At 65.3% G+C, this 19,667-nt stretch carries 20 protein-coding genes; 9 read left to right on the plus strand and 11 right to left on the minus strand.

Annotated elements, in window-relative coordinates; translation table 11 throughout:
• Positions 1-130: 130 nt before the first annotated feature.
• Complete coding sequence (locus AUL36_RS05450; RefSeq protein WP_058599675.1) at positions 131-1,051, minus strand: LysR family transcriptional regulator; 921 nt, start codon at positions 1,049-1,051, stop codon at positions 131-133.
• Positions 1,052-1,205: 154 nt separating this feature from the next.
• On the opposite strand from AUL36_RS05450, the gene AUL36_RS05455 reads away from it, so the two are divergent.
• The 6 genes from AUL36_RS05455 (at position 1,206) to AUL36_RS05475 (ending at position 6,396) form a co-directional block, all read left to right on the plus strand.
• The gene (locus AUL36_RS05455) at positions 1,206-2,342 is read left to right on the plus strand and encodes an iron-containing alcohol dehydrogenase (protein WP_062218759.1); all 1,137 of its coding nucleotides are present in this window, start codon (positions 1,206-1,208) and stop codon (positions 2,340-2,342) included.
• 89 nt (positions 2,343-2,431) lie between these two features.
• Positions 2,432-3,745 carry an MFS transporter gene (locus AUL36_RS05460; protein ID WP_062218761.1) on the plus strand — a complete coding sequence of 438 codons (1,314 nt, stop codon included), beginning with the start codon at positions 2,432-2,434 and terminating at the stop codon, positions 3,743-3,745.
• A 230-nt stretch (positions 3,746-3,975) separates the two neighbouring features.
• A complete protein-coding gene (locus tag AUL36_RS05465; RefSeq protein ID WP_062218763.1) occupies positions 3,976-4,923 on the plus strand; it encodes a dihydrodipicolinate synthase family protein in 948 nt (315 codons plus the stop codon).
• Positions 4,920-5,177, plus strand: coding sequence for a hypothetical protein (locus tag AUL36_RS05470; protein ID WP_062218765.1), 258 nt, complete (start codon positions 4,920-4,922; stop codon positions 5,175-5,177). The genes AUL36_RS05465 and AUL36_RS05470 overlap by 4 nt, the downstream gene beginning before the upstream one ends.
• A gap of 233 nt (positions 5,178-5,410) precedes the next feature.
• A complete protein-coding gene (locus tag AUL36_RS23150) occupies positions 5,411-5,557 on the plus strand; it encodes a DUF1127 domain-containing protein (protein WP_082655613.1) in 147 nt (48 codons plus the stop codon).
• A gap of 386 nt (positions 5,558-5,943) precedes the next feature.
• Positions 5,944-6,396, plus strand: coding sequence for a GNAT family N-acetyltransferase (locus AUL36_RS05475; protein ID WP_244497042.1), 453 nt, complete (start codon positions 5,944-5,946; stop codon positions 6,394-6,396).
• A 297-nt stretch (positions 6,397-6,693) separates the two neighbouring features.
• On the opposite strand, the gene AUL36_RS05480 is transcribed toward AUL36_RS05475, so the two are convergent.
• Positions 6,694-7,941: a porin gene (locus AUL36_RS05480; RefSeq protein ID WP_062218769.1), complete on the minus strand. Its 1,248-nt coding sequence runs from the start codon at positions 7,939-7,941 to the stop codon at positions 6,694-6,696.
• 362 nt (positions 7,942-8,303) lie between these two features.
• Complete coding sequence (locus AUL36_RS05485) at positions 8,304-8,900, minus strand: IMPACT family protein (protein WP_062218772.1); 597 nt, start codon at positions 8,898-8,900, stop codon at positions 8,304-8,306.
• A gap of 72 nt (positions 8,901-8,972) precedes the next feature.
• Here AUL36_RS05485 and AUL36_RS24160 point away from each other — a divergent pair, with 72 nt between their 5' ends.
• The gene (locus AUL36_RS24160; protein ID WP_062218774.1) at positions 8,973-9,413 is read left to right on the plus strand and encodes a hypothetical protein; all 441 of its coding nucleotides are present in this window, start codon (positions 8,973-8,975) and stop codon (positions 9,411-9,413) included.
• A gap of 136 nt (positions 9,414-9,549) precedes the next feature.
• Positions 9,550-10,029, plus strand: a complete 480-nt coding sequence (locus AUL36_RS24165) for a hypothetical protein (RefSeq protein ID WP_062218776.1) — start codon at positions 9,550-9,552, stop codon at positions 10,027-10,029.
• Between the two features lie 100 nt (positions 10,030-10,129).
• On the opposite strand, the gene AUL36_RS24440 is transcribed toward AUL36_RS24165, so the two are convergent.
• The 8 genes from AUL36_RS24440 to AUL36_RS05535 form a co-directional block, all read right to left on the minus strand.
• Complete coding sequence (locus AUL36_RS24440; RefSeq protein WP_156418271.1) at positions 10,130-10,756, minus strand: hypothetical protein; 627 nt, start codon at positions 10,754-10,756, stop codon at positions 10,130-10,132.
• A 437-nt stretch (positions 10,757-11,193) separates the two neighbouring features.
• Positions 11,194-12,195 carry an SDR family oxidoreductase gene (locus tag AUL36_RS05505; protein WP_062218780.1) on the minus strand — a complete coding sequence of 334 codons (1,002 nt, stop codon included), beginning with the start codon at positions 12,193-12,195 and terminating at the stop codon, positions 11,194-11,196.
• Between the two features lie 318 nt (positions 12,196-12,513).
• Positions 12,514-13,839, minus strand: a complete 1,326-nt coding sequence (locus AUL36_RS05510) for an LLM class flavin-dependent oxidoreductase (RefSeq protein WP_062218782.1) — start codon at positions 13,837-13,839, stop codon at positions 12,514-12,516.
• A 95-nt stretch (positions 13,840-13,934) separates the two neighbouring features.
• On the minus strand, positions 13,935-14,678 hold the full coding sequence (locus tag AUL36_RS05515) for an ABC transporter ATP-binding protein (protein WP_062218784.1): 744 nt from the start codon (positions 14,676-14,678) through the stop codon (positions 13,935-13,937).
• Positions 14,675-15,505: an ABC transporter permease subunit gene (locus AUL36_RS05520; protein ID WP_192843787.1), complete on the minus strand. Its 831-nt coding sequence runs from the start codon at positions 15,503-15,505 to the stop codon at positions 14,675-14,677. The genes AUL36_RS05515 and AUL36_RS05520 overlap by 4 nt, the downstream gene beginning before the upstream one ends.
• A complete protein-coding gene (locus AUL36_RS05525; protein WP_062218786.1) occupies positions 15,502-16,467 on the minus strand; it encodes a sulfonate ABC transporter substrate-binding protein in 966 nt (321 codons plus the stop codon). Before AUL36_RS05525 ends, AUL36_RS05520 begins: the two co-directional genes overlap by 4 nt.
• 346 nt (positions 16,468-16,813) lie before the next feature.
• Positions 16,814-17,662: a sensor domain-containing diguanylate cyclase gene (locus AUL36_RS05530; protein ID WP_062218788.1), complete on the minus strand. Its 849-nt coding sequence runs from the start codon at positions 17,660-17,662 to the stop codon at positions 16,814-16,816.
• 432 nt (positions 17,663-18,094) lie between these two features.
• Entirely contained in the window at positions 18,095-19,021 is a 927-nt protein-coding gene (locus tag AUL36_RS05535) for a DMT family transporter (protein ID WP_062218790.1), read from the minus strand.
• 120 nt (positions 19,022-19,141) lie between these two features.
• Here AUL36_RS05535 and AUL36_RS05540 point away from each other — a divergent pair, with 120 nt between their 5' ends.
• Positions 19,142-19,612 carry an Lrp/AsnC family transcriptional regulator gene (locus AUL36_RS05540; RefSeq protein WP_062218792.1) on the plus strand — a complete coding sequence of 157 codons (471 nt, stop codon included), beginning with the start codon at positions 19,142-19,144 and terminating at the stop codon, positions 19,610-19,612.
• Positions 19,613-19,667: the final 55 nt, after the last annotated feature.

A 19,667-nucleotide genomic window follows, 5' to 3' on the forward strand; every position in this document is an offset into this window, starting at 1 on the left:
CGGCGGACGAATGCGTGCGGACGGTGCTGCTCGGTCCCGGCGGGACAGCGCGCCCACTCTAGGGATCGGTGGAAGCGTGTAAATCCGGCGTTGTGCGATAAGGGTATAACGAACAGGGATATCTTACCCCTCAACGCAGGGTCAGAAGCCGGATGAATTCGGAGGCGGCGGGCGGCAGGGGCGTGCGTGTGCGCGTGATCAGTTCGTAGGCCTGGCTCTTGGAGCGCAGGCGGAAGGCCAGCGTGCGGGCGACGCCGAGGCTGGCGAAAACATTGGCGACGTCGTTGGACAGGAGCGCGACATAGTTCGGGCTGGACTGGACGAGCGACATGGTCGTGAAGGCCGAGCGCGTCTCCACCAGGGCGCGGGGAAAGGCGAGGTCGGCCTCGCGATATTCCTGCTCCAGCGACAGGCGCATCGGCATCCGGGCCGTGTAGACGATCCAGCGCGAGTCGGAAAAGTCCGCGAGCTGTACGCGTTTGCGCCCGACCAGCGGATGCGCGGGATTGGCGACCACGCTCAGAAGCTCGTCGTGAAAGGCAAAGGTGTCGTAGAGTTCGGGCGTCGCGCTGACCGAGCTGCGGCCGATCACGAGATCGAGGTCTCCCCGGTCGAGCTGGCGTAGAAGCTCGCCGCTCGTATCCTCCAAGATCTCGATCGACACGCTGGGAAACCGCTCGGTGAAAACGAGCACGGCCTCGGTGACGAGCGGAACCGCGCCCATGATCGTACCCACCCGTAGCCTCGCCCAGGCGCCGTCGGCAATATGGCGCAACTCCTCCCGGAAGCTGCGGATCTGCGAGATCATGACCTTGGCGTGCCGGATGGCGCAACTGCCCGCCGGTGTCGGCGTCAACCCGCGATTGGTTCGTACGAAGAGCTGCTGCTCGGCCGCTTCCTCGATTTCCTGGAGGCACTTGGTCGCGCGCGGCTGGCTCATGCCGATGCGCGCGGCGGCGCCCTTGAGCGAGCTTGCGTCGTCAATCGTGGCGAGGAGATGAATCTGACGCATGGTCAGGCGGCTGAGGCCACGCGCTGCTTGGTCCGGCATTCCTCTATTCCCGATTGTTATACCCGTATCGACATTCAGCGCATTTACGGCAAGGGTTTTCTCCGTATTTTTGCCTAGACGCACGGGGAAATGACCGCCGGACGCCCTCAAGGGGGCGATCGCGGGCCTGTGCGCGGATTTCGGGAGGACGGGCGTGGCGCTCATCAATTACATCACCCGCGTTCAGTTCGGATATGGAACGCTCGCAACGCTGACGGACGAGCTGCCGCTGGCGGGCATCGGGCGCGCGCTCGTCGTCACCGACAAGCCGATCGCCGCGCTCGGACTGATCGATCGCGTTCGCGCTCTGGTCGGCGACAAGGTAGCGGGTGTCTTCGACGAGACGCCGGGCAACCCGAACGAGGCGGCCGTTCGCGCGGCGACCGAGCTGTTCCGGTCCGCGGGAGCGGACGGGCTGATCGCCATCGGCGGCGGATCGGTGCTGGACCTCGCCAAGGCGGTCGCGGTGATGGCCGCCCATGACGGACCCTTGAAGACCTTCGCAGCCATTGAGGGCGGCACCGAGCGGATTTCCGCCAGAACCTTCCCGATGGTGGCGATTCCGACCACGTCCGGCACCGGCAGCGAGGTCGGGCGCGGCGCGATCCTCATTCTGGAGGACGGGCGCAAGGTCGGCCTCCTGTCGAACCATCTGGTTCCGAAGGTTGCGATCTGCGACCCCGAGTTGACGCTGAGCCTTCCCGCGCATCTGACGGCGGCGACCGGCATGGATGCGATCTCGCACTGTATCGAGACCTATCTCTCCGCCGCCTTCAACCCGCCCGCCGACGGCATCGCCCTGGAGGGCCTGCGCCGGGCCTGGGCGCATCTGGCGACGGCCACCGCCGAGCCCGACAATCGCGACGCCCGCGCCAGTATGAGCATCGCTGCGACCATGGGCGCGATGTGCTTTCAGAAGGGTCTGGGCTGCGTCCACAGCCTCAGCCATTCGCTGGGCGGGCTGAACCCCCGGCTGCATCACGGCACGCTCAACGCCGTTTTCCTGCCCGCCGTGCTCGAGTTCAACCGATCCGCGCCCTCGAGCGTGGCCGAAGGCAAGTTCGACCGGCTGGCCCATGCGATGGGCTTATCCGGCGGCGACGACGTGGTGCCCGCCATCGAGGCCATGACGCGGCGCATCGGCCTGCCCGGCAAGCTCTCGGAACTGGGTGTGGAGGCCGATCTCTTCCCCGCCATCATCGCCGGCGCGCTCAAGGATCACTGCCACAAGACCAATCCGCGCGAGGCCTCGCCGGAGGACTACGAGGCGATGCTCGCCCGCTCGCTCTGATCGCGCGCGCGATCGACCGGCCCTTGCAGGGGTGGGAGCCCCCGCCAGCCAAGCCGCATCCCGACAACGAAGACATAAGTGGAGGAACGATGTCGAAGATCCAAGACGGGAGCCTGGAGGCTTCCACCATGAAAGCCGTTCTGTGGCGGCTCATTCCCTTCGTGATGCTTCTTTATTTCATCGCCTATCTCGACCGCGTGAATATCGGCTTCGCGGCGCTCACGATGAACGCCGATCTGGGCTTCTCCGCGACGGTCTATGGCCTCGGCGCGGGCATCTTCTTCATTGGCTACGCGTTGTTCGAAGTTCCCAGCAACATTTTCCTTCACAAGCTCGGCGCGCGGGTCTGGATCGCGCGCATCATGATCACTTGGGGGCTTCTGTCCGGCGCGATGGCGCTGGTCAGCGGTCCGATCAGTTTCTACGTGATCCGCTTCTTTCTCGGCGCGGCCGAGGCCGGCTTCTTTCCCGGCATCATCCTCTATCTCACCTACTGGTTCCCGGCGAAGACGCGTGGCAAGGCCGTCGGCCTCTTCATGGTCTCCATCCCGCTTTCGGCCATGATCGGCGCGCCGATCTCCTCGGCGCTTCTCGGGCTCGACTGGCACGGCCTCAAGGGCTGGCAATGGATGTTTATGCTGGAAGCCATCCCGGCCGTACTTCTGGGCATCGTAACCCTGTTCACCCTGACGGATCGCCCGGAACAGGCCAAGTGGCTACGCGCCGACCAGCGCGAATGGCTGGCGGCCAAGATGGAGTCCGAGCGCGGCGCGATCGCCTCCACTCATGGCGAGAAGTCGCTGAAGACCGCCCTTTTCGACAGGAAGGTCCTGGGCTTCGCCTTCATCTATTTCTGCGTGGTGCTGGGGTCCTATACGCTGGGCTACTGGTTGCCGCAGATGATCAAGACCTTCGGCGACATGAGCAATCTCCAGATCGGACTGGCGACCGCAGGCGTCAACATGTTCGGCGTGGTCGCAATGATCTACTGGACCCGCCGCTCCGACGCCCGACAGGAGCGCCTCGGCCATTTCGCCGCCGCCGTCATCCTGGCCGCCATCGGCTTCGGTCTCTGCGCGGCGACGCTCTCCACCCCCGCCGTCGCCATCGTCGGCCTGACCCTGGCGGGCATGGGCGTCTTCTCGGCGCTGCCGACCTTTTGGGCTCTGCCGACCACGTTCCTGACGGGCGTCGCCGCCGCCGCCGGCATCGCGCTCATCAACTCGATCGGCAATCTGGCGGGTTATCTCGGCCCCTTCGTCATGGGCTATCTCAAGGACATGACCGGCAGCTACGCGGTCGGGCTCGTCATCGTCTCGGCGCTTCTCGCCTGCGCCGCGCTCAGCCTGCTTCTTGTCGCCCGCATGAGAGCCCCTGCCCTCAGCACCCATCGCAGCGCGTAAACGCCCCTCCCGGCTCGAAACCTCCCCACGGGCCGAGCCCGCGCTCCCCCACCCTGTGGGGGAGCGTTTTTTCTTGTCTGGCTTCCGCTGACAGCCCGCGCGAAACAGGGGGCGCGCTACGCGGGGCCAGGGCCGTGCGCGGGCGGACGTCGGCCGAAAATTCGCATCGATCCTTTATGGTGGGGTCTGCCAGAAATGGTCTTATCGAAACAACAGGACCCGTTCCTTCGATGAGTTCCGTATTCTCCGGCGTTGTCACCTCTCTGGTCACGCCCTTCAGGTCCAGCTTCGACGCCGACCTCGGCCCGTCTTCCGAAGTGGACACGTTCCGCGTCGCGGCCCTCACGCGCTGGCAGGCGCGCAGCGGCGTGCGGGCCGTCGCCCTCGCGGGCTGGGCCGGCGAGGGCTCCACCCTCCAGCGCGCCGAGCGCATCGCGCTGATCGAGGCTGCGGTTTCGGCCAAGGGGCGGATGGCCGTGCTTGCCCATGTCGGAACGCCCGGCACCGCCCGATCTTGCGCACTCGCGCTGGATGCCGAGGCGGCCGGGGCCGACGGGCTGGTGCTCGTCATGCCCTTCTACAACAAGCCCTCCTTCGCCGGCATCCGCGCCCATGTCGAAGCCGTCGCGGCCGCGACCGGGCTGCCCCTGTTCTTGGAGTTCGACGAGGCCGCGACGCGCGTGCATCTCTCGTCCTGTCAGATGGCGGAGCTTTCGCGGATTCGGAATGTCGCGGCGATGATCGACCATTCCACCAATCCGCTTCATGTCGAATGCATGAGCCGCGCCAAACCTGGTGTGGCCTTTCTGGCGGCCCACGACCCCACGTTTGCCGCCACAGCCCTTTTGGGCGCCGATGGCCTGTTCAGTACAGTGGCGAACGTGGCGCCTAACCTCGTCGTCGGTCTCTGGCGGGCGATCTGCGAAAACGATGTGGGGCTGGCGAGGGAATTCCAACGACGCCTTCAGCCTCTGGCCGACCTGGTGGAGGCGGAGGGTGCTGCGGCCTTGAAGGAGATGCTGCATGGGATCGTGGGATGCGACACGGCCGTGCGGCCGCCGCTGCACAGGCTCGGCCCGGACGCGCGCCGACAGGCGGCTCTGATATGCCAAGGGATCGAGACGGTGATTCCACCCGTTCCGGCCAGCCTTGAGATCGCCAGGGAGTCTGTTCGATGAGCGCGCTGTCCAAAGCCGAGTTCGAGCCGGACCCGTTCGCCTTCACGCTCCGTCCCGATGGGCACGGGAGCTGGATCGTCGAAGGCCCCTGCAATGGCTGCGGCGGCATCTTCGTTTCGCGCGAGGCTGCCTTGGAGTTCGTCAGGAGGGAGCGCCGCGCGATGGATGAGATGTCCCGGCATGTCGGCTTTGCCCCACGCGCCGATGGCCTCGGGGCATGGGCCGTCACAGCGGCGTGCCCGATGCCCAGATAGGCTTACCCGGCTGCCCGAGGAGAAGCACCCTCCTGGCCGACAGAGCCGGGAACTCGATCCATGCGGCGACCGCATATCGGACGTGCTCAGGGCCGATAGCGAAAGGCTGCAAACCTCCTCTTCGAGCTTTGCGCTACTGCTTCATCAGCGGGAGGGGTAGGTTCTGCCCATCGGAAGAACACGCACATGCCGGCCACCACCGATGAGAGGCCGGACACGAAAGGCAAGACACCATGTCCCTCGCTCGCTCCTTCAGCACCTGGCGCCAGTATCGCAACACGGCCGCCGAACTGAACCGTCTCTCGCAACGCGAACTCTCGGACCTAGGCATTGCCCGCTCCGACATCCCGGCCATCGCCCGTCAGGCGGTCCGCTCTTAAGTTTCTCCCTTTCGTTTCAGTTGGTCCTCCCCCATCTGAAGCGGACTGGCCGAACGGTTCCTCCCACCTTTCGGCTTCTCTCCAACGCCCTTGCCGGTCCTCCCCCGGCAGGGGCGTTTTTCGTGGGGTGCACAGCGATTCGGCCGAGACGGTTTCGAACGGTGCGAATGGAGGGCCGCCTCCGCCTTGCGGAATGCTCCCACGGCCTCGCCGATCGGACGCGAGATGCGGAAGCGCCCTCTTTCCAAAGCGGGCGAGCGGCGCATGAAACGCCACCGCCGACAGCGGCTCATCCGGTTTCGATCCGAAGTGGATTTTCTCCGCTCTGGCATCCCGTGGAGCCTCGCGATTATATCGTGCGGATGAGCTTGAGGAGCGTGAGGAGCGTGACCGATTCCTGCCCGGAATATACCCTCATACCGGCGACCGCTGAGGACTTCGACCGCCTCTTCGAACTTCGGGTCGCGGCCATGCGCGAGAGTCTGGAACGTATCGGACGCTATGACGAGCAGCGGGCTTTCGAGCGCTTTCGATCAACCTTCACACCTGAGCATACCCGCCTCATACTGGTAGCCGAAGAGCTTGCTGGTTGCGTCGCCGTAAAGCCGGAAGCAGACGGGCTGCTTCTCGAACATTTCTATATCGATCCGGCATTCCAGGGGCGTGGTTTAGGCGCTGCCATTCTCCGGCAGATCCTCGCCACCGCCGACGAGTCAGGCCAGTCCGTACGATTGTGCGTGTTGCAGAAGAGCGATGCAGGACGCTTCTACCGGCGCTTCGGTTTCAACGAGACCGCGCAGGACGATGTCGACATCCACCTTTTGCGCCTCCGCTCATAGGCTCGCCCGCCAGCGGGCGAATGTCGTTTCCCTGAACGACCGCTTTCCACTCGGACGCCGGTCGAGCGTGCGGAAACACATGCTCCGCCTCTTCCCCTGGTGAGCGTCGCCCGCTTTATGATGACGGGCTGCACCATACGACAAAAACGCAAAAAGGCCGCTCCGGGAAGGAGCGGCCAAGCTTGACCGCCGCGTGGACGAAACGCGTCCGGTCGTCGTCAGTCTGACTGGAGGTCAGGTCATGTGCCGGCGGGCCGGCGAAACCTGCGGGACGGAGCCCGCAGGAACTTGCTCGGATTAGAAATTGCGCTGCAGGCGCAGGAAGCCCGCCACCTGATCGACGTCGCCGACCGGACCGCCGAAATCGACGTTCTTGTAGGAGACTTCGCCGAGCGCTGCGAAGTTGTTCGTGATCGCGTAGCCGACGTTGCCGACAGCGGCCCAGTATTCGCCCTGACCGATGAAGGTCACGCCGTTGATCGGGGTCACGAGACGCGAGTCGAAGGTCTTGCCGTACTGGCCGGCGATCGCGAGACCGACCTTGCCGAACTTCTGCGCGTAGCCCGCACCAGCGGCCCACTCGAGGATGATCGGAACGCCCGCATTGGTCAGCTGGTTGCTGGACAGCGTGCTGACCGTGTTGATGGCGGTGATGCCGGCATAGACGGTCGGGTCGAAGGCGTAGTGACCTTCGATCTTCAACTGCGAGTCGGCCGCGATCAGGTTCTTGAGGAGGACGCCGCCCTTCAGAGCGAAGGCGTCGTTGTTGCCGTCGCGCAGCAGCGTCGGGAAGGCGCCGACGATGGAGATCGGAACGCCGTTGATCGCGATCGTGTTCGTGATGCCGTTGGCGTTGACCGGGTTGTAGGTCTCGTCATAGACGGCCGAGAGGTAAGCACCGCCCCAAGCGCCCGAGTAGACCAGCTTGGCATGGACATCGGGAACGATGTCGCCGGTGCGGTCGTCTTCGAGGCCGAGCGTGGCCGAGAAGCCGTTCACAGCGAACGTGTAGGAGATCTGGTTGGTGTTGAAGTCGCCGACCACGAGATCGCTATCGGTGAGCAGGCCGTCTTCCAGACCGCCGACGCCCGAGGTCCAGAGCGAGTCGCGGTAACCGACGAGCAGGCCGCCGAGCTGGACGTAGGCCTGGTCCATCACGTAGCTGGCGCCGAGCGAGGAGTCGGGCTGGGCGATCGTGTTGTTCTGGGCCTGGACGCGAGCGAAGGCGCGCAGGGTGCCGAGTTCGGTCTCTTCGCGAGCGTCGAAGTTCAGACGAGCGCGGACCGAGCTGCCGGCCTGATAGTCATCGCCTTCCAGGTTACGAGCCGGATCGCCAGCCACGTTATACTGGAAACGGACATAGCCGCCGACGCTGAGGCAAGTCTCGGTGCCCGGGATGTAGTAGAAGCCCTTGCCGTAGACGTCGCAAACGCGGACGTAATCGACCGGCTCAGGCTCGGCGACGACGACAGCATCGGCCGCGCGGGCACCCGTCATCGCCACGAGGGCCGCAGCGGAGCCAAGAAGAAGGCTCTTCAAATTCATAGTCTTAATCTCCAGCAGACTGTTTTTGGATGTGTTCGTTGGGCGCCTATGTCCAAAGCCATCCTTACCAAACTTTCATGTGGAGTCACGCGGGAACAGCACCGACACCCTTGCATGACAGCTTCGAAAGACTCCATTGATGCAATCATGCAACGTTTTCTATTGGTGCGTGTCGTTTGATGACACATTCGTGAAGAAAGCTATACTTTGGCTGTTGTGTAAACGTTACAGGCGTGTCGAAATGCCGTGGAGGCATCATCAACCGATGGCTTGGGGGACTTAGCCAGTCGATGCGCCGGATGCAGAAGCGTGGCGCTCGGTGCTTGCTATGGCGCCCCGTCGGGCGCGGCGACGCGCCTTCGTCAATCGTCGAAGCGCAGATCAGCGCGCCCATGGGTCAGATCGCTCACCAGTCGGGCCATCGTCTCCGCCATGTCTTGCGGAACGGCGAGCGACCATTGGGCCCCCGTCTCACTGAACGTGGTGGCTTGAATCTCCACCCCGGCCTGAGCCGCGATGCGCGCCTGCAAAAGCGCGAGATCGCCGAACAGGCAGGTCAGCGTCGCCGCGACCATATCGCGAAGCGGGGCCTTCTCGCCCTCCCGCAGGCAGAGCGCGGCGGTTCCGCCATAGGCGCGGACGAGACCGCCGGTGCCCAAGCGAATGCCTCCGAACCATCGCGTCACCAGAACGGCGACGCGATCCAGCCCTTGTCCGTCGATCGCCTGCAGGATGGGCTTGCCCGCTGTGCCCGTCGGCTCGCCGTCGTCCGAGAACCGATAAGTCTGCCCGATCCGCCATGCCCAGCAATTGTGATGGGCCGTCGGATCGGCGTGCCGCGCCAGAAAGGCCTGCGCCGCCTCCGCGTCCGACACGGCATTGGCCACGGCAAGGAACCGGCTCTTCTTGATGTCCTGCTGGGCGTGTGACGCTGCGGTCAGCGTGTGGAGTGTGCTCATCGATCGCTATTACAGGCTGGACGGTTTCGAAGCCCTCACGAAGACCATGTCGGCTTCGTTTCCCTGCATAGGATGGCCGCTGCCGTCGAGAAAGACGGGATCGTCGCCAAGGCCGCCCAGCCTCCCTTCGTCTTCGACAACCGCCAGCCCGCAAGCGAACTCCGCACCTCCTATGCTGTGTCGCATGAAAAGGTCGCGGCCGAGCTGCAGACCAAGGAGGTCTGCCGACGATTGCGGGCAAGGGCGGCATCACGATCCCGATGGGTGAACTCAGCCATCCGGCGGCCGAGGCGCATGCCGGACATGCACAATGTTCCGGCCACCCCCGGAATGCAGCGGGCGGCGAATCTCGAAGGAGCAGAGCGCCAACGGATTCGGGAGCAGGCTGCCTACGTCACCCGCGTCCGGCTGGGCGGAGGTCCGCGGCCGAAGGACGTGCTCGCCGAGAATGACGGGATGGCGCTGCGCGCCGTCCAAGCGATCAAGGCGACCGGCGCGAGCGGGCTCGCATAGCAAAGGCTTCGCGGTTATCGCCTCCGATGTCCGTAAGCTTGCCGAATGCAGAGAGGAAGTGGCGGTCGAAATCGGTTGCCCCGCGGTCTCGACCCCTACGAGATGAGAGGACGCGGGCGTTAATCTGCACGAACTCGTGCTCGACATTCAGCGCACGGCCGGGTTGGTGTCGGAAATCTCGGCCGCCTGCCGCGAGCCGTCGGTGGGTATCGAGCAGATCACTCAGGCTGTTCAGCAGTTCGATCAGGTAACGCGGGCCAATGCCGGCGTGGCCGACGAGATGAACGCGGCCGCCGAGGCGTTATCCAGCGAAGCGCGGCTCTTCAGCGAGCGCACCGGCTTCTTCCAGCTGAAGGCGAGAGCAAACGCCTCGACGGACACCAAGCCTGCGTCGGCGCAGGCGCCGAACGTCGTGCGAATGCCGACCGACGCCTCGCCCGGTCGATCCCATCCGTCGCAGCCAGCGCGTAGTGCGGCCGGCATCGATCTGAGCTTGGACGGCGAAAGCGGCTTCGAACGTATCAGCGCTGGTTCTCTGGGAAGCCGAGCGTCCCGGCCCCGCCACAGCTCGACCCCGCCGGCCTTCGTGCCGACGGGTTTGCCGTTTCCGAGGTAACGCCAATGCGCCCGGTGAAATTCTTAGAATCCGCCGTGGAACCGAAAAATGGCGCCGTGGCAGGCAACGAACTCTCAATTGGCTCTTGCGCTTGCGCCGTCTAATCGCGGCGGTATCCTGTCCTGATCATCCCATAGGCCGATTGCTGACCGGTGACGACAAGTGTACGGCCCTCCCACGTCTCTGAAGTACCTGTCATCCTCACACCACAGAGTTCATCGTCGTAGAATGCCGGATTGATGCCGACAACGCCGCGACAAGGCCTCCCAACCCTGTCTCCCGTCAGCGTGAAACGGTATTCGACATCCTGTTTGCCGGCCAGCAGGTGCTGTGTAAAGGGAAGCCAGAAGGTGACGGCGAACCATCCGACGCAAAAGCCGACCGCTGCGGACGCGGCGAGTCCGACGAGAAACTCGACGGCTTTGACCAACTCGGATTTCTTCCTATCGGTCGTGTCGGGCTTCTTCATCGTCAGGAACTTCCAGCCCATGTAGGCGGCCAAGCCCGCTCCCAAACCGTGACCGTAGGGCCGGTATGTCGCGCTCGTCGCGGCGAGCCGAAGGAAGCGCAGGGAGTCGAGGGGTTGGAAGCTATACTCGATAAACGCTGCTACCAAAAATGAATGGAGGACAATGGAAACGATCCTTTGACGACCCAAACGGGGCTGCCAAGGCTGTCTCGTCCGCTTTCCGGCACCCGGCGAGATGGGCTCTGAACCGTCGCTCATTCAGATCGATCCTCATGTGAACGTTCGCCGCCACACCTGTACTCCCGCGACATTGTCGGAAAGCAAATCGTCCCGACATCACCCGGTCGGCTCCAGCCGAGGAAGTTCTGGCTCGAAAGTGGTCGAATGGCTCTCGACCTCTCCGCATCGTTCCTCAGCCCAATTCGATTTCGACACACTGCCGCGCGATGTCGGAGCCGGAACGTGCGGAGATCGCAGGAGCGCTGGATGCTCTCGTCTCCGGGCTCGATGCGTCGCCTTTGCTGCGTCGACCACCTCCGCGCTCGGCCGAGGACGTCCGGTCGCCGCACAGATACCCCAACCCCGGGGCGGGAACGGCAAGCAATCCATCTTACGCGAAAGAACACCCCCGAGCAGCAAAGTCGCCCGAGGGTGTTCTCATGGAGTTTCGATCATGCGGCTGGCTTGTAGCTGGCTCAGGCCGGCTGGCCGTTGCCGCCGGTCGCGCCGAAAATCTGGCCGGTCGAGTAGCTGAGCAGCGGGTCGGCGGCGGCGACATAGAGGCCCGCGATCTCGGCGGGCTGCCCGGCGCGTCCCATGGGCGAGTCGGCGCCGAAGGTGCGCAACTTCTCCTCCGTCGCTCCGCCCGATATCTGGAGCGGCGTCCAGAAGGGCCCCGGCGCGACCGCGTTGACGCGGATGCCGCGCGGCGCCAATTCCTTGGCCAAGCCCTTGGTGAAGTTCAGCACGGCCGCCCGCGTCATGGCGTAGTGCATGATCTCGGGCGAGGGATTGCCCGCCTGCTCGGAGGACGTGTTGACGATCACCGCCCCCGCGCCCATGCGCTCCAACGCGGCCTTGGTCAGCCAGAACGGAGCGTAGACATTGGTCTTCATCGTGTCGTCGAAGAGTTCGGACGAAATGTCGGCGATCGAGGCGCGGGTCTGCTGGAGCGCCGCGTTGTTGACGAGGATGTCGAGACCGCCCAGCTGGTCGGCCGCCTGCGAGACGAGGCTGCGGCAGAACTCCTCGGATCGGAGATCGCCGGGGATCGCGACCGCCTTGCGCCCTTCCGCCTCGATCAAGGCGACGACCTCCTTCGCGTCGGGCTCTTCGGCAGGCAGATAGTTGATGGCGACGTCCGCTCCCTCGCGCGCATAGGCGATGGCCGCCGCGCGGCCGATGCCGCTGTCGCCCCCGGTGATCAACGCCTTCTTGCCGGCCAGTTTGCCGGACCCTTTGTAGCTGGTCTCGCCATGGTCGGGGCGCGGGTTCATGCGCGAGGCCAGCCCCGGCCAGGGCTGCATGTCGGTCGGATAGGGAGGCTTGGGATAGGTGGCGGGATCCGGGGCGGTCGGCTCGGCGCCGGCGCCGCCTCCGGTTTGCGCGGATGCCGTCGTGTTCGAGGCAAGGGTCATGGCAGCGCCGGCGGTCAGGGCGGCTCCGGCCAGGAACGTGCGGCGGTTGGTGTCGGTCATGAGACTCTTCTCCGTGTTCCATCCCGAAGGCCGCCATCACCGGGATGGTTCCCGATCATCCTGGTCGCAGATGTGGCGCGTTCCGAACCGGCAGGCCATGTCCGACTTGCGCACGACCTGCCGACGCCAACGTCCTGGGTTGCATCCACACGATTCCCGAGAGCCCGTCCCTCACGACGCCTCACGATGCAGAATGGACGAAAGCGATTTCTCCCCTCCGCGAGGGTGCCGATCCGTGCGCGGCGGAGTCTGCGTCCGGTGCCTCACCGACGGAACCACCCCGCGATCGCCATCGACCGAATGGTTCGGCCCTCGGCTTTAGAAGAAGCGGTTGGCCGGTCGTGGCAGGCCGAGGTTCTCGCGCAGCGTCCGGCCCTCGTACTCCGTGCGGAACAGGCCACGGCGCTGGAGCTCGGGCACGACCTGATCCACGAACGCGTCGAGCCCCTCCGGCAGATAGGGGAACATGACGTTGAACCCGTCGCAGCCCTCGCTCAGCAACCATTCCTCCATGGCGTCGGCGATCGTCTTTGGCGTGCCCACGAAGGAGAGGCCGGCATAGCCAGCAAAGCGCCGGGCGAGCTGGCGCACGGTCAGGTTCTCGGCGCGCGCGATGGCAATCGCCCGCGCCTGCCCGCTCTTGGAGGCGTTGCTTTCGGGGATTTCGGGAAGCGGCGCATCGGGATCGAACCGGCGCGCATCGTGGCCGAGCGCGATCGACAGGGAGTCGATGGCGTTGTCGTCGTGAACGAGGCTGTCGAGAAGATCGCGCTTCTCGCGCGCCTCTTCGTCGCTCGCCCCCACCACCACGAAGGCGCCGGGCAGGATTTTCAGATGGTCGGGATCGCGCCCGATCCGGGCCATGCGCCCCTTCACGTCGGCATAGAGCGCGCGTGCATCCGCGAGGCCGTTCGGCGCGGCGAAGACGACCTCCGCCGTTTCGGCGGCAAGCTGGCGCCCCGGCTCGGAGGCCCCGGCCTGCACGATCACCGGCCACCCCTGGACGGGCCGGGCGATATTGAGCGGCCCGCGCACCCGGAAGAATTCGCCCTGGTGCGCCAGGACATGCATCCGCGCCGGGTCGAGATAGGTGCCGCTCGCCGCATCCCGAGGAAAGGCGTCGTCGGCGAAACTGTCCCAAAGGCCCGTCACGACGTCGAAGAATTCGCGCGCGCGGCGATACCGCTCGGCATGATCCAGATGCTCCTCCAGGCCGAAGTTCAGCGCGGCGTCGGGGTTGGAGGTGGTGACGATGTTCCAGCCGGCCCGCCCCTCGCTGATATGGTCGAGCGAGGCGAAGCGCCGCGCGACATGGAAGGGCTCGTCGAAGCTGGTCGAGCCGGTGGCCACGAGGCCGATGCGGCTGGTGATCGCGGACAGCGCCGACAGCAGCGTGAAAGGCTCGAAGGAGGTGACGGTGTGGCTGCGCCGAAGCGCCTCGGTTCCCATGTTGAGCACGGCCAGATGGTCCGCCATGAAGAAGGCGTCGAAGCGCCCCGCCTCGAGCTTCTTGGCGAGATAGGACAGGCGCGGGAACGAGAAGTTCGCGTCGCGCCAGGCGCCGGGATAGCGCCAAGCGCCCGCATGGATGCTGACGGGCCGCATGAACGCGCCGAGCCTCAGCGTCTTGCGTGCATCGATCATGGCCGATGGCCTCCTTGCTGCCGTCCGCCCCTTCGACGGTCGATCACCATTCAAAGCCTAAGCCCGCAACCTTGCGCCCCGTTCCAGATACCCGATCAGACGGCCGCGAGGATCTGCTTCTGCAAGGCCGTCGCGCGGGCATCGGCCAGATCCTCGCGCGGGCGCTCCAGCTCGACCTCGACATCGAGCGCGATCCGTCCGTTTTTCAGAACGATCACCCGGTCGGCCAGCGCGACCGCCTCGGCGACATCATGGGTGATCAGGACGGTGGTAAAGCCGCGCGCGCGCCAGAGGGTGCCGAGAAGACGGTGCATTTCGAGGCGCGTGAGGGCGTCGAGCGCGCCGAAGGGCTCGTCCAGAAGCAGGATGTCGGGGTGACTGACGAGTGCGCGCGCCAGCGCGACCCGCTGCTTCTGACCGCCCGACAGCACGGAAGGCCAGTCGCCGCCGCGCCCGTCAAGACCGACATCGGCGAGTGCGGCCTCCGCCGCCTCCCTCCAGCCATGTCCGCGCGCGAGGCCGACATTGTCGACGACGCTCAGCCAGGGCACGAGCCTTGGTTCCTGAAACAGGAGCCGGACATTGGAGCTGATGCCGGCCACCGCCCGCCCGCCCAGCTCGACGCGCCCGCCATCGGGATGGTCGAGACCGGCGAGGAGGCGGAGGAGCGTCGATTTCCCGCCGCCCGAGCGGCCGATCACGGCCACGAACTCGCCGGCAGCGATCTTGAGATCGAAGTTCCGCAGGACGGGCGTTTGGCCGAAACCCTTCGACACGCCGGACAGGGTGATCGGAAGGCCCACCGAGGCGGCCTCGACGCTTCGACGCACCGCGCTCATCGGCTTCTCTCCGTGTTCGGTTGCCAGGCCGGATGCCAGGCCAGCGCCCGGCGCTCGATCGCCCGCGTCGCCGCATCGGCCAGCTTGCCGAGAAGCGCATAGACGAGGATTCCGAGGATCACGACATCGGTTTGAAAGAACTCGCGGGCGTTCATCGTCATGTAGCCGAGGCCCGACGAGGCCGAGATCGTCTCGGCAACGATCAGCGTCAGCCACATCAGGCCGAGCGCATAGCGCAGGCCCACCAGGATCGAGGGCAAAGCGCCCGGCAGGATGATGCGCAAAAGCTGCGCGCGCCGGTCGAGCCCATAGACCTCCGCCATTTCCACCAACTGCCGATCGACGGTGCGAACCCCGTGGAACGTGTTGATGTAGATCGGGAAGAAGACGCCGAGAACCACCAGGAAGATTTTCGCCGTTTCCCCGATGCCGAACCACAGGATGACGAGCGGTATGAGCGCGAGATGGGGCACGTTGCGGATCATCTGGACGGACGAGTCCAGAAGCGTCTCGACCGGACGCCAGAGGCCCGTGGCGAGCCCGAGCCCGAAGCCGAGTCCACCGCCGATCACGAGGCCGATCAGCGCGCGCTGGCTGGACGCCAGAACATTGGCCGCCAAACTCCCGTCGAGAAGCGTGCGCCAGCCGGCGAGAGCCACGGCGGAGGGGGCCGGCAGGAGGCGGGCATTGACGAGCCCTGTTCGGGCCGCGACTTCCCAGACGATGAGAAGGGCGATCGGCAGCGCCCAGGGGGCCAGCGCCCGACCGAGGCGGGCCGGATCGAGTTTCGGTCCCGCGCGCGTCGCGGTCAGCGCCTCGACGCTCACGAGCCCGCCTTTCGCACGGCATCCGCGATCTTGATCGGCGCGGGGATCAGCCCGAGCGCATGGAACGTGTCGGCGATCCGCTGCTGCTCGGCGATCACGCTTCCATCGAGCGGCTTCACGCCGAAGGACTGGCGCTCCAGCGCGACCGTCAGGATATCGGCGCGAATGCCGACCGAGGGCGCAAGCTTGGCCGCCGCCTCTCCCGGATTGGCGCGCGTCCATTCGTCGATTTCGCCGATGGCGGAGATCAGCGTGTCGATCGTCGCGCCATTCGCGTCCACGAAGGGCTTGGCTGCGAGATAGAACTGGTGGTTCGAAACGATGCCCTCGCCGTTGCGCAGCGTGCGCGCTTCGACGGCGACTTCGGCCGCAGCCTGGAACGGATCCCAGATCGCCCAGGCATCGGCCGATCCCTGCTCGAAGGCCGCCCTTCCGTCGGCGGGCGGCAGGAAGGAAACCTTCACGTCGCCATAGGCGAGCCCGGCCTCTTCCAGCGCCTTGACGAGAAGGTAGTGAACGTTCGAGCCCTTGTTGAGAACGACGGTCTTTCCCTTGAGATCGGCGACCGACCGGAGGGGGCTGTCCTTGGGAACGAGGATCGCCTCGCCCTTGGGCGCGGGCGGTTCATGGGCGACATAGACCAGCGGCGCGCCCGCCGCCTGCGCGAAGATCGGCGGCGCCTCGCCGGTCGATCCGAAGTCGATGGCGCCCACATTCAGGGCTTCCAAGAGTTGCGGCCCGCCCGGAAACTCGGTCCACTGGACGCTCCAGCCGAGAGGCGCCAGCTTCGCCTCGAGCGTTCCCCTGCCCTTCAGGAGAACCAGCGTGCCGTATTTCTGATAGCCGACGCGCAGGACCTTGTCGGCCGCCTGCGCCGGCGAGGCCGTCGTCAGAAGAGGCGATAGGCCAAGCGTCAGCGCTCCGACCAGGGCTGCGTTGAAAAGGCGGCGGGTGATACGCATGGATGGGCTCCGGCTTCGGCAGCGATAACCGGATGCTAGCGGGAAGCGGCGCTCGCACCGAAGCATAAATCCATCAAATCCACCCTATTAGTAGATATATTTTGCTCGCGCGGATGGCGGCTTGTGCGCTCGCTTCGAGACATGGACGGGGCGCGTCTTATACCCATCGTCCATGAACTCGTCGCAGCCTTTAAATCAGCCTTTCAAGGTCGGGCATCCAACCACACGAGCATCAAAGACGGCGGGGCTGTGAAAGGGAAAGGCGCGCGATGATGCTTCGATGTGACCGGCTGTGGATCCACCGTCAGGCTTTGGACAAGCCTAGCCCACCTGCGCCTCGCAGCGATCAGGCCGCCCTGTCCCGCTTCGTGTCGTACATCGCGGCATCGGCGGCAGCCCTGAGATCGTCCGCCGTCATGCTCGGTTTCCAGAGCGCCGCACCCAGACTGACCCCGACCGGGACGCTGGTCTCACCAAACTCGATGGGCCGCATGAACTGGCGGCTGATCCGATCAAGAGCGACGGCGACCGCGCCATCCGTCGCGGAGGACAGAATGGCGGCGAACTCGTCGCCGCCGACCCGCGCGATCCTGTCCCTCTCGCGCACGCCGGACCGCAGCCGCACGGCCGTCTGACGCAGGACCTCGTCGCCCACTGCATGGCCGAACGTGTCGTTGATCGACTTGAAGCGATCGAGATCGGCCAATATCAGCGTGAAGGGAACGCCGCTGTCCATGGACTGCGCCATGGCGGCGGCAAGGTCGAGGTCGAAGCGGCGCCGGTTGGCGATGCCCGTCACGATGTCGATGAAGACATCCGCCTGAAGCTCGATTTCGGCGCGCTTGCGATCGTTGATGTCGGCCGAAAGACCCAGGAGCTGTATGATCTTGCCGGTCTCATCGACCACCGGCGACAGGATGGTGCGCCACCAGCGCAGACCCGAGGGGGTTTCCGCCAATTCCTCGTACTCGTCCATGACGCCGGATGCGAGGCAGCGGCGATAATTGGTCTCCCACGCCTGAGCGCCCTCGAAGGACATGAACTCGGCCGCGGTCTTGCCGATGAACATCTCCTTGGTCAGGCCCGAAATCTGGCACAGAATGTCGTTGATGCCATCATAACGCAGAACGCCGTCGTCGGTGATGGCGACCGAGAATGCCGGAACGGCAAGCGAATCCACGTTGATCTTCGACACCGTCCTCGGCCCCATTCCGCAAAGACAAACTGAAGGACAGGGGTAAAGATCGTCTGAAGAATAAATCTACTGCAACTCTCTTCGAAATGTCGCGCGCATAACGGTTGGTGATGTCGAGCCTTGGCGGCCCAAACACCGACCTTACGCCACGTCCGCCCATCAGCATTTGAAGGAATTTGAGACCAGGCAGGTCGCAAAAGCGGGGATCGACCCGAAGTGTCTCGAGACGCGGACGGTCAGCAGGTGAGTGACCCGAGGGGCACAGCCAAGATCCGGTTCAGCCGCTTCCTTCCCGATCCCGGATCGCCCGTCCTTCCTCATCGACGATGACGGCGGCTGCGGACGCGTCCGTCAACCTCGTTCTCGGCGTCTCGCCCTTCGGCGCGTGACGGGCGAACGGCTGACATCCCAACGCTTCCGCGCGAACATTGCCTACCCAGCCCTGGCAGGCCGGGACGGGCCGGCCCGGCGGGTGTTGGCCAGCGCGACGCCCAGCGCAACGGCCACGACACCCACGATCGTCAGGAGGGTCGGCTGCTCGCCGAGAAGGGGAATGGCCGCGCCCGTCACCAGCACCGGAGCCAGAGCGCCCATCGTGGCGCAGCGGAGCGCGCCGAGATGGCGGACGGCGATGGCATAGACAAGCGTTGAGACGATGCCCGTCCCGATTCCCTGAACACCCGCAAAAACGAGCACCTGATGCGGTTCGATGGAGCCCAGATGGCTTTCGAAGACACCGCTCGCCTTCAGGAGCACGATGGCGATCGCCGAAGGGTAGGTCACCAGCATCAGGCAGGTCATCGGGGTGACGGCGGCCAGTCGCATTCCCATCGTATAAGTGCCCCAGAGAAGGCTCGCGGCCAGCAGCAACGCGGCGCCCGCGATCACGCGTCCATCGACCACGCCCAGCCCAAGGACCAGCAGCGCGATGCCGAGGACGATGGTGGCGAGCCCCGGAAGGCTCGCTCCCCTTTGTCCTGTCAGGACGCGGGCGAGGATCGCCACGGCCAAGGGGGCCGTTCCGGCGACGAGGGCGCTGACATGGGCCGCCGAGGTGAAGCGGCCACCCGCCGCGACGAGGCCGAAGAACGGCAGGCCAGCGCCCATCACGATCATCAGGGCGGGCGCGAGCCGAACGGATTTCAGTTCGCGAAGGCGCGCGGGCACGAGCGGCAGGAGGATCAGGGCCGGCACGGCGAAGCGCAAGAGCGCGACGTCGCTCGGCGTCAGAGCCGACGCGCCGATGCCTCGCATCGACAGGCTGAAACCCGCCCAGGTGACGAGAGCGGCGCACATGGCCGCCCATCCCAGCATCGAGTTCGACATGGGGCGCGCAAGGGTCGTCGACGCAAGCGACATGAGGCATTCCTCGCTGGGGTGATGCCCGCAGAATACCAAAACAGACGCGCCATATTCTGCCTATTTCAGCTATGATTACGCTTTACATTGGCAGATTCTGCCACAAACCGGGGATCCATCATGGACGACAAGGACAGGCAGATCATCGCCGAGCTCCAGGCGAACGCCCGGCTGACGAACAGCGAACTGGCCGAACGCGTGAACCTGTCGCCTTCGCCCTGCCTGCGGCGCGTCCGCCTTCTGGAGGAGGCCGGGATTCTGAAGGGCTATACGGCGATCGTGGACGCGGAGGCCTGCGGCTATCCCGTGACGGCCTTCGTGCGCATCCGCTTGCAGCCCCACAATGGAGAAACCGTGCAGGCGTTCGAGGCGGCCATCGCGAAGATCGACGTCGTGATGGACAGCTACGTGATGGCGGGAAACGCCGACTATATGCTCCGGGTCGTGGTGAAGAGCCTCAAGCACTACGAGACCTTCATCCGTTCCGATCTGCATTCCGTCCCCGGCGTCGCTTCGATCGACACGAGCTTCACCTACGGCCACGTGAAGCATTCGCTGGTGCTGCCGATCGACCGAGATCGCCACTCCTGACCCTTCGGAAATGCCGTACTTCGCAATCGGGCGACGGAAGGTAGGGTTCACGGGA

It is taken from the genome of Aureimonas sp. D3 (assembly GCF_001463805.1).
Taxonomy (GTDB): Bacteria; Pseudomonadota; Alphaproteobacteria; order Rhizobiales; family Rhizobiaceae; genus Aureimonas; species Aureimonas ureilytica_A.

Excerpts from the sequence above, each read along its gene's own strand:
- AUL36_RS05450 (WP_058599675.1), bottom strand. The coding sequence starts at position 1,051 with ATGCCGGACCAAGCAGCGCGTGGCCTCAGCCGCCTGACCATGCGTCAG.
- AUL36_RS05460 (WP_062218761.1), top strand. The coding sequence starts at position 2,432 with ATGTCGAAGATCCAAGACGGGAGCCTGGAGGCTTCCACCATGAAAGCC.
- AUL36_RS05465 (WP_062218763.1), top strand. The coding sequence starts at position 3,976 with ATGAGTTCCGTATTCTCCGGCGTTGTCACCTCTCTGGTCACGCCCTTC.
- AUL36_RS05470 (WP_062218765.1), top strand. The coding sequence starts at position 4,920 with ATGAGCGCGCTGTCCAAAGCCGAGTTCGAGCCGGACCCGTTCGCCTTC.
- AUL36_RS23150 (WP_082655613.1), top strand. The coding sequence starts at position 5,411 with ATGTCCCTCGCTCGCTCCTTCAGCACCTGGCGCCAGTATCGCAACACG.
- AUL36_RS05480 (WP_062218769.1), bottom strand. The coding sequence starts at position 7,941 with ATGAATTTGAAGAGCCTTCTTCTTGGCTCCGCTGCGGCCCTCGTGGCG.
- AUL36_RS05485 (WP_062218772.1), bottom strand. The coding sequence starts at position 8,900 with ATGAGCACACTCCACACGCTGACCGCAGCGTCACACGCCCAGCAGGAC.
- AUL36_RS24160 (WP_062218774.1), top strand. The coding sequence starts at position 8,973 with ATGGCCGCTGCCGTCGAGAAAGACGGGATCGTCGCCAAGGCCGCCCAG.
- AUL36_RS24440 (WP_156418271.1), bottom strand. The coding sequence starts at position 10,756 with ATGAGCGACGGTTCAGAGCCCATCTCGCCGGGTGCCGGAAAGCGGACG.
- AUL36_RS05505 (WP_062218780.1), bottom strand. The coding sequence starts at position 12,195 with ATGACCGACACCAACCGCCGCACGTTCCTGGCCGGAGCCGCCCTGACC.
- AUL36_RS05510 (WP_062218782.1), bottom strand. The coding sequence starts at position 13,839 with ATGATCGATGCACGCAAGACGCTGAGGCTCGGCGCGTTCATGCGGCCC.
- AUL36_RS05515 (WP_062218784.1), bottom strand. The coding sequence starts at position 14,678 with ATGAGCGCGGTGCGTCGAAGCGTCGAGGCCGCCTCGGTGGGCCTTCCG.
- AUL36_RS05525 (WP_062218786.1), bottom strand. The coding sequence starts at position 16,467 with ATGCGTATCACCCGCCGCCTTTTCAACGCAGCCCTGGTCGGAGCGCTG.
- AUL36_RS05535 (WP_062218790.1), bottom strand. The coding sequence starts at position 19,021 with ATGTCGCTTGCGTCGACGACCCTTGCGCGCCCCATGTCGAACTCGATG.
- AUL36_RS05540 (WP_062218792.1), top strand. The coding sequence starts at position 19,142 with ATGGACGACAAGGACAGGCAGATCATCGCCGAGCTCCAGGCGAACGCC.